This window comes from Fodinibius halophilus (assembly GCF_011059105.1).
Lineage (GTDB): Bacteria > Bacteroidota > Rhodothermia > Balneolales > Balneolaceae > Fodinibius > Fodinibius halophilus.
The window spans coordinates 1-14,100 of the sequence record NZ_JAALLS010000030.1; the positions used below are offsets into that span (position 1 = coordinate 1).

General features: G+C 45.2%; 15 protein-coding genes and 1 tRNA gene. 5 read left to right on the top strand and 11 right to left on the bottom strand.

The window, feature by feature from the left end:
* Positions 1 to 229: 229 nt before the first annotated feature.
* The 3 genes from G3569_RS16685 to G3569_RS16695 all read right to left on the bottom strand — a co-directional run bounded on the left by G3569_RS16685 (position 230) and on the right by G3569_RS16695 (position 5,511).
* Complete coding sequence (locus G3569_RS16685; protein ID WP_165271227.1) at positions 230 to 604, bottom strand: rhodanese-like domain-containing protein; 375 nt, start codon at positions 602 to 604, stop codon at positions 230 to 232.
* A gap of 103 nt (positions 605 to 707) precedes the next feature.
* Entirely contained in the window at positions 708 to 2,420 is a 1,713-nt protein-coding gene (gene recN, locus G3569_RS16690) for a DNA repair protein RecN (RefSeq protein ID WP_165271228.1), read from the bottom strand.
* 211 nt (positions 2,421 to 2,631) lie between these two features.
* Positions 2,632 to 5,511, bottom strand: coding sequence for an InlB B-repeat-containing protein (locus G3569_RS16695; protein ID WP_165271229.1), 2,880 nt, complete (start codon positions 5,509 to 5,511; stop codon positions 2,632 to 2,634).
* Between the two features lie 143 nt (positions 5,512 to 5,654).
* Here G3569_RS16695 and G3569_RS16700 point away from each other — a divergent pair, with 143 nt between their 5' ends.
* From G3569_RS16700 to G3569_RS16715, 5 genes are all read left to right on the top strand, one after another.
* Positions 5,655 to 6,371 carry an ECF-type sigma factor gene (locus G3569_RS16700; RefSeq protein ID WP_205720263.1) on the top strand — a complete coding sequence of 239 codons (717 nt, stop codon included), beginning with the start codon at positions 5,655 to 5,657 and terminating at the stop codon, positions 6,369 to 6,371.
* Between the two features lie 55 nt (positions 6,372 to 6,426).
* Entirely contained in the window at positions 6,427 to 9,033 is a 2,607-nt protein-coding gene (locus G3569_RS16705; RefSeq protein WP_165271231.1) for a serine/threonine-protein kinase, read from the top strand.
* Positions 9,034 to 9,289: 256 nt separating this feature from the next.
* A complete protein-coding gene (locus G3569_RS16710) occupies positions 9,290 to 10,309 on the top strand; it encodes an RluA family pseudouridine synthase (protein WP_165271232.1) in 1,020 nt (339 codons plus the stop codon).
* 129 nt (positions 10,310 to 10,438) lie between these two features.
* A complete protein-coding gene (locus G3569_RS18460; protein WP_205720264.1) occupies positions 10,439 to 10,693 on the top strand; it encodes a hypothetical protein in 255 nt (84 codons plus the stop codon).
* 110 nt (positions 10,694 to 10,803) lie between these two features.
* A tRNA-Arg gene (locus tag G3569_RS16715) sits at positions 10,804 to 10,877 on the top strand.
* Between the two features lie 229 nt (positions 10,878 to 11,106).
* On the opposite strand, the gene G3569_RS16720 is transcribed toward G3569_RS16715, so the two are convergent.
* From G3569_RS16720 to G3569_RS16755, 8 genes are all read right to left on the bottom strand, one after another.
* On the bottom strand, positions 11,107 to 11,646 hold the full coding sequence (locus tag G3569_RS16720; RefSeq protein WP_165271233.1) for a hypothetical protein: 540 nt from the start codon (positions 11,644 to 11,646) through the stop codon (positions 11,107 to 11,109).
* Between the two features lie 96 nt (positions 11,647 to 11,742).
* A complete protein-coding gene (locus G3569_RS16725) occupies positions 11,743 to 11,901 on the bottom strand; it encodes a hypothetical protein (protein ID WP_165271234.1) in 159 nt (52 codons plus the stop codon).
* Positions 11,888 to 12,064, bottom strand: a complete 177-nt coding sequence (locus tag G3569_RS16730) for a hypothetical protein (protein WP_165271235.1) — start codon at positions 12,062 to 12,064, stop codon at positions 11,888 to 11,890. Before G3569_RS16730 ends, G3569_RS16725 begins: the two co-directional genes overlap by 14 nt.
* A complete protein-coding gene (locus G3569_RS16735) occupies positions 12,055 to 12,204 on the bottom strand; it encodes a hypothetical protein (RefSeq protein WP_165271236.1) in 150 nt (49 codons plus the stop codon). The genes G3569_RS16730 and G3569_RS16735 overlap by 10 nt, the downstream gene beginning before the upstream one ends.
* A 4-nt stretch (positions 12,205 to 12,208) precedes the next feature.
* A complete protein-coding gene (locus G3569_RS16740) occupies positions 12,209 to 12,553 on the bottom strand; it encodes a hypothetical protein (protein WP_165271237.1) in 345 nt (114 codons plus the stop codon).
* Positions 12,550 to 12,780 (bottom strand): hypothetical protein, encoded by a 231-nt coding sequence (locus G3569_RS16745; RefSeq protein WP_165271238.1) that lies wholly within the window; start codon positions 12,778 to 12,780, stop codon positions 12,550 to 12,552. The genes G3569_RS16740 and G3569_RS16745 overlap by 4 nt, the downstream gene beginning before the upstream one ends.
* A complete protein-coding gene (locus G3569_RS16750) occupies positions 12,767 to 13,288 on the bottom strand; it encodes an HGGxSTG domain-containing protein (RefSeq protein WP_165271226.1) in 522 nt (173 codons plus the stop codon). The genes G3569_RS16745 and G3569_RS16750 overlap by 14 nt, the downstream gene beginning before the upstream one ends.
* An 85-nt stretch (positions 13,289 to 13,373) precedes the next feature.
* Positions 13,374 to 14,081, bottom strand: coding sequence for a hypothetical protein (locus G3569_RS16755; protein ID WP_165271239.1), 708 nt, complete (start codon positions 14,079 to 14,081; stop codon positions 13,374 to 13,376).
* Positions 14,082 to 14,100 lie beyond the last annotated feature (19 nt).

A 14,100-nucleotide genomic window follows, 5' to 3' on the forward strand; every position in this document is an offset into this window, starting at 1 on the left:
ACTGGTGGCTTCGCTTATGCAGGTTACACATCAAACCCATAAGCAAGTCACTTCGAGGAATGTCAATGACGAAGAGTATCAAACCAGATTGCCGGCAGTTAGCTAACATAGGCAAGACCAGAAGAGAATTTGCACTTCCTAAAAATTAATTCACCCTTAATCATTTTACCCAACCGTTTCACGTACCTTACCGCATGTATCCTGCATCTTGCATCCTGAAAACCCCTATTTACTCCTCAATGGGAAAGCCCGCCTCAACCCAGGAGCGAAAGCCGCCGGCCAGTGACTTCACGTTATGATAGCCCATTTTCTGGAGATTATCCGCCGCCAGCGCAGAGCGATATCCACCGCCGCAATAGAGTACCAGCTCTTCCTCGGTATCCGGGTACTCCTCTTCGATATCACGTTCTATAATTCCCCTGCCGAGGTATTCCGCACCCGCAATATGGGCAGCCTCCCATTCATCCTGTTCACGGACATCCAGCAACACAAAATCTTCACCGCTGTCCTTTTTCTGCTTCACCTCATCGGGGGCAATTTCATCAATACGTGTTTTGGCGTCATCAACGAGTGTAACAAACCGGTCAGAGTGATGTTTTCCCATAATACTTTTATGTTAGGCCACTGATTAACACAGATTTTTAACAGATTATAAGTAGTCATATAGCTAGACTAAAAAATCTGTGATCATCCGTGTAAATCTGCGGCTAATTCTTAAAGGTGTTTTTATTTATCAATTCCTGGGCACTTTCCAAAGCCGCCTCGGTAATATCCTCACCGCTCATCAGGCTCGCCACCTCGGTGATATGTTCATTCTCATCCAGTGGGATAATCTTCGACACGGTTCGCCCGTCTTGCTCCATCTTTTTAACCTTATAATGTTTATGGGCCTGACTGGCAATCTGCGGCTGGTGCGTAATGGCAATAATTTGGCAACGCTCCGAAAGTCGGCGCATGGTACGGCCCACCTTCTCCGAAATTTCTCCACTTATTCCCGTATCGATCTCATCAAAAATCATCACCGGCAGGCTCTGCTCCCGGGCAATAATGGATTTTAGGGCCAACATCACGCGACTGATCTCCCCGCCCGAGGCGATCTTCGCCAACGGTTTCGGCTCCTCTCCCTTATTCGTAGAGATATAGAGACGAATATCGTCACAACCGTGCTCGGTACATTCCACCGGTTGCCCGTCGATGGTAACCCACCCTTGGGTCTCGGAAGCATGCATCCAATCCACCCGCACCTCGAAATTGGCGTGTGGGATGCCCAGCTTCGTCAGCTCCTGCTCAATCTGTTCCGAAAGATGATCTCCCACCTTTTGTCGATCGGCGTGCAGCTTCTTCGCCTTTTTAGCTAAATCCCTGCCCTGCTCTTCAATTTCTTGCTCTAACTTCTCAATTTCCAGATCAAAATTTTCTGCCAGACTCAGTTCCTTCTTTATTTCAGACAGGTACTCTATCAGCTCGGGGATACTACGATGATATTTCTTCTGCAGACTGTTCAGCTGATTCTGGCGCTTCCGAAGCTCTTCCAGTCGGTTAGGATTAAACTCAATCTTATTACGATAGCGCTCGGCAAACTGTACGGTTTCCTGAACGCTGATCCGCGCCGAAGATATCTCTTTGCGATAGCTTTCGAACTCCGGCTCGATGCGGGCGATATCCTCAAGGTGCAGTTTTATCTGGTTAAGCAGATTGATCACATTAATCTCATCCGCATCTCCAATCTTAACAATAGCCCCCGCCTTTTGATCGAGTTCTTCCGCATTATCCAGCAGGTGCATCTCCGCTTCCAGCTCCTCTTCTTCATCAGGATCCAGTTCCGCATCTTCGAGTTCCTTCACCTGGAAGCGGTACAGCTCTACCTTCTCTTCCAGCTCCCGTTCGCGCTTCTTTAACGATCGCAGCTCTTTGCGAAGCTCCTGCATATCGGCATACGACTCCTGGTAGACTTCCAGTGCCGGATGCACCTCTTCAAAACCGTCTACCACTGACCGGTGGTTCTCTTCTTTAAGCAGCATCTGGTGATCGTGCTGCCCGTGCAGGTCCACCAGGTAATCGCCTACCTTGCTCAACACCGAAATGGTTACGGGGGTATCATTAATAAATCCGCGACTGCCGGATGACCGTATTTCGCGCCGTAAAATAAGCTCCGGTCGGTCTTCAACAGCATTCTCTTCCAGAATTCTGCTTATTTCATCATTATCACCGACCTTAATAATAGCTTCTGCAATAGCCTTATTGGCTCCCTGTCGGATGACATTGGTATCGGCCCGCTCTCCGAGAATCATATTCAATGCACCGATAATAATAGACTTACCGGCTCCCGTCTGGCCCGTGAGAATGTTGAGCCCTTCCTGGAAAGCGACCTCCAGTTCATCAATAAGTGCAAAATCTTTTATGTAGAGCGACTGTATCATAAGCGATTATAATTTTTCAAGTACATAATGTACAAAGCAGTAGGTACAAAGTCTGCGTTATGAATTTATTTTCCAAACTTTGCACAACTCCTTATGAACTATAACCGCTATTATAGCGCAAATTCAGTCCGGATAACAGGCATAGAGTAAAACAACTATTACTTTTCACTCAAAAAAGCCAGATAGCAATACCCCAAATGGGGTTCGGAACTTATAATTCCGAACCCACAATAAAGTAGTTGCTACTGTCATAACAGGTCCCAAGAACTTTCATACTTGCAGCATCACGAACGAACTTGGCATGTCCTGGACTCTCACATTCAGAAGGGACGGCACGCGAATTATTGCTTACCACACTCCCTGCCGGCGTAAGTTCCAGTTCTGTAATAGTATCGTCATTGAAACCCGTTGTCACTATCCCGACATTTCCATTATCCAGTAATTGGACATCTAAATTCACCGGGCCATCACCAACACTAACCATACCCACAGCTGTAGGTTCTGTTTCCCCATCCCAAGTAAAAAGGGCCAGTTTATCCTCACCAAACACCGTTACTCCACAGAGGAAATCACCCGTATCCTCAATTGCGATACAACGGACCTTTCGAGCATCCTGCCCAACATCTGACACTCGAACAGGGTCAGCAGATCCGTCAGTTTTAACCAAGAAAACACTACTTGCAAGTGTTTCCGTATTTCGCCCTACACTAATTGTCGCCGGCCAATTCTGGTCGCGACTATCGGGCACCCAGGCAGAAACGGGATAACGGTCATCAGCAAACTTATTTCCATACACATGGCCGTGGCCATCAGGGAAGGAGTAGTAACCATATTCGGTATTGTAATCTTGCAACATGATGCTACCCCCCGTTTTAACATAGGTTCCGGAAAACAACTCTCCCCCCGCCGGAACCGCATCATAAAATGCGCCGCCAGAAGAAAAGGTTCCTCCCCCCTGCAGGTCAATATCTCCCGTACCATTGGCACCATAAATTACGAATGTAGCACTCTCATGGTTGGGTTTTGCAGCAATTCCTGCGACACCATACAGTGGGGAAATAGAAGAGGCATTAATCTCTTCAAGCAACTCTCCTGTTAATAAATCGACTACCACTACTTTTTCAGCAGTTGAAAAAGCAACCGGGAAGGTCCCGGAAAGGTTACCAAATCCCGATTCACCTTGTTGGGTGACTTGGCTATGAGCATACCGCTTACCGGATGAAGTCGTTACATCTTGAAATAATAAAGCAAATGACTCAAGTGAAGACCCTGTATATGGTAACGTATAGACACCTTCTTTCAACGTATTTGATGCTTCAAAGTTAGCAACAATAGACCGATTCTGATCCATCTCAACCTCACAATTGCCGGTGCCCTGGCAGGTTGTTTCAGAGTTCTCATCATCGGTATGCCCGACCCAGCCGGTAAATACCCAACCATCGGCGGGGTGAGCTGTAAGCGTTACAATAGCTCCTTCGTAGTACTTCTCAGTAAAGTCACCTCCAAAATTACCTCCCGGATCGTTAGAAACCTCACCCTCACCATCAGTATCTACCTCAAGGGTAAACGTTGGCTTAGCTTCAAAGGTAGCCGTAACCGTACGGTTTTGATCCATATTAACATCAACGGTTTCCGATTCGCTATTTGCATCGCCGATGTCCCCGCTCCAGCCCGAAAAGACCGACCCGTCGGCTGGCTCGGCGGTAAGTTCCGTTGGAACAGTAAGAGCCAAAAATGTAGGATCAAAAAAGTATAGCTGGCTGCAATTTGAGCCACAGTCAATGATCTCAAATGCACCAAATGGAGGAGCATCGGGGGTCATACCCCTAACTGTTCCAGCTCCATCACCATCTTTTTTTACAGTAAGATTAACTTCTTGAAGCTCTCCACTTTTAGTGTCGCTTTCCCCCGACTCAGTGTTGGTGGCCGTAACTTCCGGCATAAAATTACCGGTGCTTCCGTAATCGTATTCCCAGCTTGTAGAAAAATTATTTTCACTTGTTTCTTCAAGGTTGCTGTTATCAATCTGATCGCTATTGCCATCCCCGTAGTCAATCTTTAGCTGAAGATTACCGATGTTACCCGTGTATTCAAACCCAAGATTAAATTTTAGGCTGGTCAGCCCAGTCAGCTCTCCGTCAAAACTGTTAATATCCGGGGTATCCTCAGACGGCATCTCTTTAACGCACTCAACCGATTGTTTAACAGAAATCAATGGAATAAATAATTCCTCCTGGGTTATAAAATCTGAATTATTGCCGGGTTGATTATCAGCAAGCTGTATCCTTACCGTACCTCTAAATGGATTTGCATCAACAGCCGTACATACATACGGAATGGAGATCTCGAAGTTTTCATTTTCTGTTCCAGGATTAATCTCATTCATGGGTATAGGGGTGGTTACATTAGCAAGAAATACATCATCTTTGTTGATCAGTGATTTAAACAGTGCTTCCTCTACCTTTAGGAAACTGACATCTGCCTGAATAGTTAAATTAGTTTCTGTACCTACTTCCAGCTTATTCGGGATCCCCGTAACACTGGCCGTTGCTAACCCTGACTCGTCAGTGTTAGTCACAGCAAAAGTAGAAAAATGTGAAAGTTCCCCGCTGATCTGCATTTCACCGGTGCCGTCGCCGACCGGTTCCACACGCAGGCTGTCGAGCAGTTCTGCCTGTCCATTAGAAGAAGTCATCATGAGCCCCAGGCTGAGCTGTAGCGTGGAGTCATTCAAGGCAGTTGACTGATCAGAAGCGATACTGGCGGTTACCGGCTCATCAAACTGCAGCCCGTCGGGGCCAAGATCATAAGCGGTGCCAATTCCCAGGGAGTCGATAAGCTCGCTGAACTCATCGCCCAAATCCTGCTCATCCATTGGGGCAATGGTAATCGTTTCAGTGGCGGAAAGTGCCCCTTTAGGAAAGGTGAGCGTCAGGTTTCCGTCGCCGGAAGTTATTTTTCCGCCGTCGGAACCGATCTCCTCAGAGACCATATTATTAGGATCAGGATCGGGACCCGTGGGACCGTCCCCGCCGCAGGAGGCTATAAATAATCCGATGAAAAGGCTCAAAAGTGCATATCGAAGTTTCATAATGGACTGTAGATTTTGAGTTACCGAATTCTTGTTCAAAGAGCTCAATAGGGGCACAAATTGACAAAACTGGCATTTATGAATACCTTACTATTGTATTACGCAGCAAAAAAAGTGGAAGTGATCATTTTTGATTTAGAAAAATGATCGCAAAAGCATCTTCAACTAAAACAGAGACTGGCTTTTCAAAATGGAGTTTCTTCGTAATGAACAGCCCATCCAATACTGATTCATCAAATACAAAAGAGACACCTACCAAAGAGGCGATCACCCGGTTACTACAATCCTCTCAGGTGGGTGACAAGGAAGCGGTAAATCAGCTACTCCCCTTGGTTTATGATGAGATGAGTAATATCGCCCACCAAAAACTTAAATTTGAACGCAGTGGGCATACCCTTGATACAACAGCTTTAGTACATGAGGCCTATTTTAAGCTTATCAATCACGATAAGGTCGAATGGAAAAGCCGGGCTCATTTTTTAGCTATCGCCGCATTATCCATGAAGCGTATTTTAATCAATTATGCCAAACGTAAACAAGCCATCAAAAGAGGGGGAGAGTACAGCCGGGCAGATATTGAACTGGAACGTATCGAAGGCCCGTCACAGATGAACGAATCAATGGCAGAAGAAATTCTTGCTCTTGATAAGGCGCTGGAACGTATGCAAACGTTTAATGAAAGGGGAAGCAAAGTCGTTGACTATCATTTTTTTGGTGGGCTTACCTGGAAAGAAATTTCTGAAGTGATGGGAATTGCACCAATAACAGTACGACGAGCGTGGTATTCCTCAAGACTTTGGCTGCGAAGAGAGTTAATGAAAAGCGAATTGCCAAATATCTCGTTGAATAGACCAGCATAACGAGCCTCCTTTTATGGGCTCAAAGGGATTATTTGTCACTGGTAATCAAAAAACAATGGACTCCGACAAGTGGAAAAAAATTGAGCGAATCTGCTATAAAGCTCGCCAGTTAGAGGGTAAAAAGCAACATACCTATATCAAAAACGCTTGTGCCGGGGATGATGATTTACTGGATGAGATCCACAGCTTATTGGAGCAACAAGATCAGCAAAGATTGAAAGAACCTCTCGTTCAAATGCAATCTTCTTTCGTCTTCTCTGATGAGGAATCAGTATCGAAACAAACGATCGGCCCATACCGAATTATCCGAACCATTGCCTCTGGCGGCATGGGGAATGTGTATTTAGCTGTACGTAATGATGACCAGTTTGAGCGTTTTGTAGCTTTGAAAGTAATCCGAAAGGAGCTGGTGTCCGACGAGGTACTGAATCGATTTTATGAAGAACGGCAGATTCTCGCATCTCTGAATCATCCCAACATCGCCCGCCTCTTTGATGGCGGAACCACAGACGACGGCATGCCCTGGTTTGCCATGGAATATATCGAAGGCAAGCCGATTATTGAATATTGCCAATTGCATGACCTGGGTATTGAAGAAAAAATTGATCTTTTCCAAGAGGTCTGTTCGGCTGTACAGTATGCCCATCAAAATTTGGTGATTCACCAAGACCTTAAACCTAAAAATATCCTCATCAGCCCCGAGGGGACTCCCAAACTACTCGATTTTGGCATTGCTAAATTGATGAGCCTGGAACAGAACGCCGACCCCGACCGGTTTCAAAATAAACTAATGACGCCGGAATATGCTTCGCCGGAACAGGTTCGAGGCAGAGCTGTTTCTACCGTTAGCGATGTCTATTCGCTGGGCGTTTTACTGTATGAACTACACACCGGAAAGCTGCCCTATCAGTTTAAAGAACGAGAGGCAGCCAGCATTGAGCAAACTATCTGCAGTACCATCCCCCCGCCTCCTTCTGAGGTCTCGGATCCAAATAAGCTTAAGAAGGATCTGGATCAAATAATCATGAAAGCGCTGCATAAAGATCCGGCAGAGCGCTATACCTCGGTTGAACAGCTCGCTAATGAGCTTAAGCGATATCAGCTGGACTTACCGGTGTTAGCCCAAGACGATTCTTTCCCCTATCGTGCAACTAAATTTCTGAAGCGCCATAAATGGAGTACTGCTGTTTCTGTTGGGATCGCATTTCTAATTATGGCTTTTGCTATCGTTACCTATATCCAATCTCAGACCATTAAAGCGCGTGCAATAGAAGCCGAACGGCAGCGCGATCGCGCCGAACAGGTCAGCACTTTTTTGACCGATTTGTTTGAATCGGTCGATCCCAACAAAGCCGAAGACCAATCACTATCTGCCATTGAGCTTTTGCATCGCGGGGCTAACCGGGTAGAAACAGAGCTAAAAAATCAACCGCGCCAACAAGCAAACGTCTATCTTGTGATATCCGATGTCTATGAGAGTCTGGGGCTGTTTGATAAGAGCCTTGACCTGGCGCAGAAAGCGTACGCTTTACAACAAGAACTCTTCGACAGAAATCATCCCCAGGTTGCCCGGAGTTTGAATGCGATGGGATGGCTGTATCGCCAAAAGGGACAATATAAAAAGGCCGACTCCCTGCTCACCAAGGGACTGGCGATGCGGCAACAACTCTTTGGCTTGGAACATCTGAAAGTGGCTCGATCACTCAATGATTTGGCTGTGCTTAAACAAAGCCGGGCCGATTATGCTGCAACCGACACCCTGCTGCAACAGGCCATTGAAATACGAAAGGCACTAGCCGGAGCAAAAGATAAATCAGTTGGAACCACATTAAGTAACTATGCAGCCCTGAAATACAGGATGGGCGATCTGCCGGCAGCCGAAGAAAAGTTGCGCGAAGCGCTGCAGATCTTTCAGTCCGATGTGGGCAACAAAGATATGAGAACAGCCAATGTCATGACCAATCTTGCGGCCGTTCTGCTCTCTCAGGGTGAGCTTGACAGGGCCGAACCGCTATATCGTAAAGCCCTGGATATACGTATTAAACTTTTGGGTAGAACACATCCGGATGTAGCATCCAGCTACGCCCATCTGGGTAACCTGCTTGTATATAAAAAGCAGTTTGAAGAAGCAGAAGGCCAGCTTCTAAGAGCCCTTGAACTTCGTAAAAATTCGCTCGGGAAACATCATGTACTGGTTGGGGTCAATAAGAGGGTATTAGGAGATTTGTACCAAAAGATGGGCGCATATTCTGAAGCCGAAAAATATCTCACCGGCGCTGTGAAAACGTTTCGAACCAAATATCCCGACGGACATAGCCGAACAGCTGAAACGCTACAGCTGCTGGGGGAAGTATATATGGAAACAGATGATCCGACCCATGCGGAGCACCAGTTCCAGAGAGCTCTTAACATCCGTCTCTTCAACTTTGATAAAACCGACCCACGCACTATAGAAACACAACTGGCCCTTGGTCGCTGCCTGACCAAACTCGAAAAGTTTTCGGAAGCGGAGCTTTACCTCAAAAAAAGCCATACAGCAGCACAAAAAACGAAAGACCAGAATCCCAAGCTCAGTCGGCGTGCTGAACAAGCTTTGATCAAGCTTTATGAGAATTGGGGCTATCCAACGAAAGCAGATGCATACCGTACTAAGACCAAGTAGTGAAGCATTTACTCAATAAAAAAAGATAGGCCGGCAATGACGTCTCTCTTGAAAGATAACATCCGCCGGCCTATCTGAAATAATGTTGATGAAAAAGGCTCCCACCGAAGTAGGAACCAAATCTTTTTCCCTCAAGGCATCTATCTTAATGAAGAGTCACTAGTAAGACCCTTAAGGAAGGCAAACCTTACAAAAAAAATCCAGAAATTTCGTACCTTAACAATTCCTTAACTTAAAATGGCTTCAACAACTTCTCATGACCGATAAAGAGATAAAAGAATTTAAAGAATACCGGCTAAAAGTTTCCGAAAATCACGATCTGGAAACACGACTGGATAAATTTTTAGCTACCCAGATCGAAGACACTTCGCGCACCAAAATTAAAGAGGCCATAAAAGAAAACTATATTACTGTTAACGGGGAGAATGAAAAGCCTTCGTACCCCATTGAAGAGGGCGACCTCATTGAGGCTCAACTTCCCATCCCCAAGCCCCCGGAAGCAACGCCCGAAGAGATGGAGCTCGATATTGTGTATGAAGATGATGCACTTCTCGTGGTCAATAAAAAAGCGGGCACCGTGGTACACCCGGCCCACGGTAACTGGTCGGGCACCCTGGTCAACGGACTGCTCTGGCATACCGATAACCTATCGGAGCCGGAAGAAGATACTATTCGTCCCGGTATTGTGCACCGCCTTGATAAAGACACCAGCGGCCTGCTGGTAGTGGCCAAAGATGACCAAACGCACCGCACGCTCAGCAGTTATTTTGAAACCAAAGATATTGAACGCACCTACTGGGCTATTGTCTGGGGCACCCCCGACGAAAAGGAAGGAACCATCACCGGGAATATTGGCCGCGATCCCCACAACCGGCAAAAGATGACCGTGCGCGAAGGCGACAAAGGCAAAGAAGCCACTACGCATTATAAAGTGCTGGAATATTTTGATCACCTAAGCCTGCTTGAGCTCAAACTGGAAACGGGACGCACCCACCAAATTCGCGTGCACCTGGCCGATAATAACCTCTGGGTGTTTGGCGACCAAAAATATGGCGGCGACTCGGTTCGCTATGGCTCCAACACCGGAAGCCGCAGGTCGATGTTCAAAAACTTATTTAAGGCCCTGCCCCGCCAGTGCCTGCACGCCAAAACGCTGGGCTTTGAAGATCCCCAAACGGGAGAACAGATGCAGTTTGATTCGGAACTGCCCGACGACTTTGCCCATGTACTGCAGATGCTGCGTGATAACTGCAAGCCCGAGCAGCTTTATTCTTGATATAACCTTAACTGACCCACCCTTGTTCCCTCCCTACCAGCAGGGAGGGAAACGTTAGTTCAGTCATCAGTGCCGTTCATTAAAAGTGACTGTATTATTCTACTTTATGTACCAAAACCGTCATGGTAGGTGCCCGACCGACCTCTTGTCATCCTAAACTGGTTTCAGGGATCTAAAGGGCAAAATCATTACACTTTTTCCTTGTTACTGTTTTTCAGTGATAATCCGACAGAGGTCAACCAGCAAACTGCCCCACACGTAAAAAGTGACACGGCAAAAAAGTCAACGGCTGAAAATTCTGAAACCGTAACGGCCTTCGGCCTTCACACATATTTCGTTATGCTCGTTTTCTATTCTTTTGAGGGAAGTATTACCGCCCCCTAAACCCTGTTAAGAAAATATACTTTCCCTGAAAAGTTGTTGAAAGGTAAATTGATGAAATTAAATGTTGATATAATTTAAATATAGACCTATCTTTGGCCTCTTATTGAAATGCGCCTGTAGCTCAACTGGATAGAGCACCTGATTACGGATCAGGAGGCTAGGGGTTCGAATCCTCTCAGGCGTACTATCTACTAAGCCTTTGACTCACAAAGAGTTACGGGCTTTTTCTTTGGGTGAAAATCCTTTCTTTTTTAGGCTTTCATTAACTCTGGTATCAGAATGGTATCAGGATTCGCGCCGTAACCCCTGTTATTTTTCTCTCTGAAATGGCCGCGGTTTTGTGCGTAAAATAGAAAAGGCCTCCAACTGCTAAGCTGAAAGCCTGGTAAATTAGAACAATAAACGCACCTGGGTTATTTAAAATATTCCCATTCCCTAAAAATAATATACTTTGTTGTTATTGGGCTTGGCGTTCTAAAAGTGCCTATCCATCGTTCGGGTGTTACCATATCTACATGCCGGTAAATATTTTCTTTTGATAGGTTGCCTGTAAATTCCACGCCTAAACCTTCAAAAAAACTTACTAAGTGTTCCCTCTTATCTTCTTTGTCCTCATTTTGATTCAGGCTTGTAATAGCTGAATGATAATCCCTCTCTATTGGGAAATGATCAGGTAACTCGATTTCAAATAGGGCAAAGTCATGGTCTCCACCACCTCCATTGAGGATGGATCGGATAATTGAAATTACAGCGTTTGTAGAAAATAGATAAACATAGTTAGGATCTCCGTTATAACCTCCATGCTTAATACTGTCATCAATATCATTGGCTGGCAAAAGCCCTTTGTCCAGAATGCTTTGCAAATTCCGTTCAAGTGTTAAATGATAAAAGGCGTCCGGGTTGATCTTATTCTTAATACCCTCTATCTGTTTTATTTTGTCTAATGCTGTCATATCAAACAAAGTGGCTTTCAAATTTTAGTTTTAAGGCTTTAAAAAATCGCTTGTCATGCAACGGCATTAAGGAATATTGCGCTTATTGGTCTGTTATCAATCCCGGCCGTTATCTGGCAACATGATGACAACATCAGCTGTATTTTCTGGGGGTTCAGGTTCTCCTGGAGTTTCGGGATCATAAATGAAAACCTTTTGCGGTTCGGTTTTCTCTTGCTGCCTTTTCCGTTGCTCAATTAGTTTATCCAGTCGCATTTTCAACCTCATTATTTTCTATCCATTCAATAGCCATTGAAGTAGGCAATCCCATTTCCTTTAGCTCTTCGCGTTGCAACTCAACGGGCTTAAGCCAAAATTCCGGTGGGATACTTGGTTTTTCTTCCGCTTTCATATCCTTTAAAAGTTGATCTAATCGCATGGCTCTTCCTCTTCGTTTTTATCATCATTATAGAACGGATCATCATAATCTGGATCATTGATAATCTTATAAAACCCATCCATCGTTTTAGGGATTGGCTTTTCAGGTTTTCTGTCTTTCAAAAGTTTGTCCAGTCGCATGGTATTAAAATGATATGTTAAATTTATGCTGTAAATATGCTGCAAAAATGTGAGTCGTATCATATCCCTTTAGGTTCTCGGGTCGCTCCGGGATCTCGGGTTCCATTGATAGGTTTACGATTACTTCACGGATTGGAGGCTGCACGTTGTTATCCTCTTCGTATTTCCGCGCTTTCTGGTAACGCCTTAGCAAGCGGCGCGCCTGGAGTTCGGTTAGTTTGTCCAGTTCCTTAAAATTCCAATCGTTACCGGTAAACTCTATTGTGAATATCTTATCAACTTTTAGCCGTTGATATTGCGCCTCGGTTATGTTTTCACGCCGTTCATTTAGCAGCTCGTCTATTCTCATAATATCCTCTTCTTTCCGTTGTTAGCTGCCTTCCGGCATATTTTGTTGAGTTCGGTTTTTTCGCCTGGGGTCATTGGCCTGTTTAGCTCGGGATCTTTTTCATGCTGGATACCGATTTCCGTTAGATCAATAATTCTTTCCAGTTCTTTGTTGCTAAGAACATCAAAGTTTAGTTTATCAGCATCCCATCGTTTCCCGGGATCTTCGATTAAATCAGTTAGTCGCATGGTCTGAAATTTGAAATGTTTGCATTTCGTCTAATAGCTCATAGGCTTCTGTTTCATCAATACGGTTGATTAATAGATCCTCAACAAAGGATAGAAACAGCTTCACATCTTCGGCCGGGATCAATCGCTCCTCTTCAATTTTTAAGGCAACGGCGCGCTGCTTTGCTCTTACAAGCCTATCAATAACCTTAGATAAACCTTCGATCTCTTCCAGTTCTCCAGTTCCATTTTTCAAGGCCTTGGATTCAATGATCAATGCCTGGAGTAACTTCAATTCATTATCTGCATTAAGCAGCTCTTCACTTGGTAGCTCCTGCAACTGATCCAGAACATCTTTCAGAGACTTGGAGGCATAACGGCTGTAGATTCCATTTTTCCACGTCTTAGAATCTTTTCCCTTTAAGGATTTTCCCCCGTGCATTCTGCAACGTCCGTTATCCATTGCATAGTTACGGCACTTACTCCCATCTCTACATTTCGCGCCGCATCGGTTTTTATCATCTGCCATAGTTCATAGGGTGTTTAAACGTAGTTATGATTGCATGGGGTGTTAGCAGCTGGTTCCCTTGGAACCAACTACCATTCCCGGGCGGTTAATCTGATAAGATCTTTCGATTCACCTTTTTAAGCATGTCGAATATTGCCCATCCGAAATGATCAGTATTGGGCTTCAATTCACGGCCGTTGTTTTTAGCAATCCTGTAATACTTGTAATCACAATAGATTTCAGTAATGGCCGCGCCGGTATCTACATTACCGGTCTCTTCGATCTCCTCAATGAGACTTTCCGCTGCCTCTTCCAGCTCTGGCCTTGTCATATCTTCTGGCTCGTACGTGGTTTCAACGGCGGGTTCTAATTTGTTGGCAATGGTTAAAAAGGTATTTGCAGCATTAGCCCATTCTTTTTGCTTTTTAGCAATAGCCAACATCTTATCCAGTAACTCTTCATCCAGTTGCTCAAATAGTTTCCGGTATTCTTTATTGGCTGCATCTGCTTTTTGAGCAAGCTCAATGCAGCGTTGAAGGCGTTGCTCTCTCACTTCTTTACTTTCGGCCTTTTCGAGTTCGGCGCGTAACTCATTCAGCTTTTCTTTTCGCTCCTGGATAGCCTCGGAAATGAGTTCCCTGTTAGTAGTAACGCTGCTGATTTTCTCCTGCACTTCATCAGCATCTAACAGCATCGAATAATCATCCTTAATCTCGGATAGCTGATCCTCTAATTCATCGCGCCGGGTCTCCAGTTCGTTAACTTCGGATTCCAGTTTATTAATGTCGGTTGTGATCTCTTCGGTTGATCTCATAATTAGTAAATGTTTAGGG

Coding starts and splice junctions, on each gene's coding strand:
- G3569_RS16750 (WP_165271226.1), bottom strand. CDS start 13,288: ATGGCAGATGATAAAAACCGATGCGGCGCGAAATGTAGAGATGGGAGT.
- recN (WP_165271228.1), bottom strand. CDS start 2,420: ATGATACAGTCGCTCTACATAAAAGATTTTGCACTTATTGATGAACTG.
- G3569_RS16740 (WP_165271237.1), bottom strand. CDS start 12,553: ATGAGAATAGACGAGCTGCTAAATGAACGGCGTGAAAACATAACCGAG.
- G3569_RS16755 (WP_165271239.1), bottom strand. CDS start 14,081: ATGAGATCAACCGAAGAGATCACAACCGACATTAATAAACTGGAATCC.
- G3569_RS16735 (WP_165271236.1), bottom strand. CDS start 12,204: ATGCGACTGGACAAACTTTTGAAAGACAGAAAACCTGAAAAGCCAATC.
- G3569_RS16695 (WP_165271229.1), bottom strand. CDS start 5,511: ATGAAACTTCGATATGCACTTTTGAGCCTTTTCATCGGATTATTTATA.
- G3569_RS16700 (WP_205720263.1), top strand. CDS start 5,655: ATGATCGCAAAAGCATCTTCAACTAAAACAGAGACTGGCTTTTCAAAA.
- G3569_RS16705 (WP_165271231.1), top strand. CDS start 6,427: ATGGACTCCGACAAGTGGAAAAAAATTGAGCGAATCTGCTATAAAGCT.
- G3569_RS16685 (WP_165271227.1), bottom strand. CDS start 604: ATGGGAAAACATCACTCTGACCGGTTTGTTACACTCGTTGATGACGCC.
- G3569_RS16720 (WP_165271233.1), bottom strand. CDS start 11,646: ATGACAGCATTAGACAAAATAAAACAGATAGAGGGTATTAAGAATAAG.
- G3569_RS16725 (WP_165271234.1), bottom strand. CDS start 11,901: ATGCGACTGGATAAACTAATTGAGCAACGGAAAAGGCAGCAAGAGAAA.
- G3569_RS16745 (WP_165271238.1), bottom strand. CDS start 12,780: ATGCGACTAACTGATTTAATCGAAGATCCCGGGAAACGATGGGATGCT.
- G3569_RS16710 (WP_165271232.1), top strand. CDS start 9,290: ATGACCGATAAAGAGATAAAAGAATTTAAAGAATACCGGCTAAAAGTT.
- G3569_RS16730 (WP_165271235.1), bottom strand. CDS start 12,064: ATGCGATTAGATCAACTTTTAAAGGATATGAAAGCGGAAGAAAAACCA.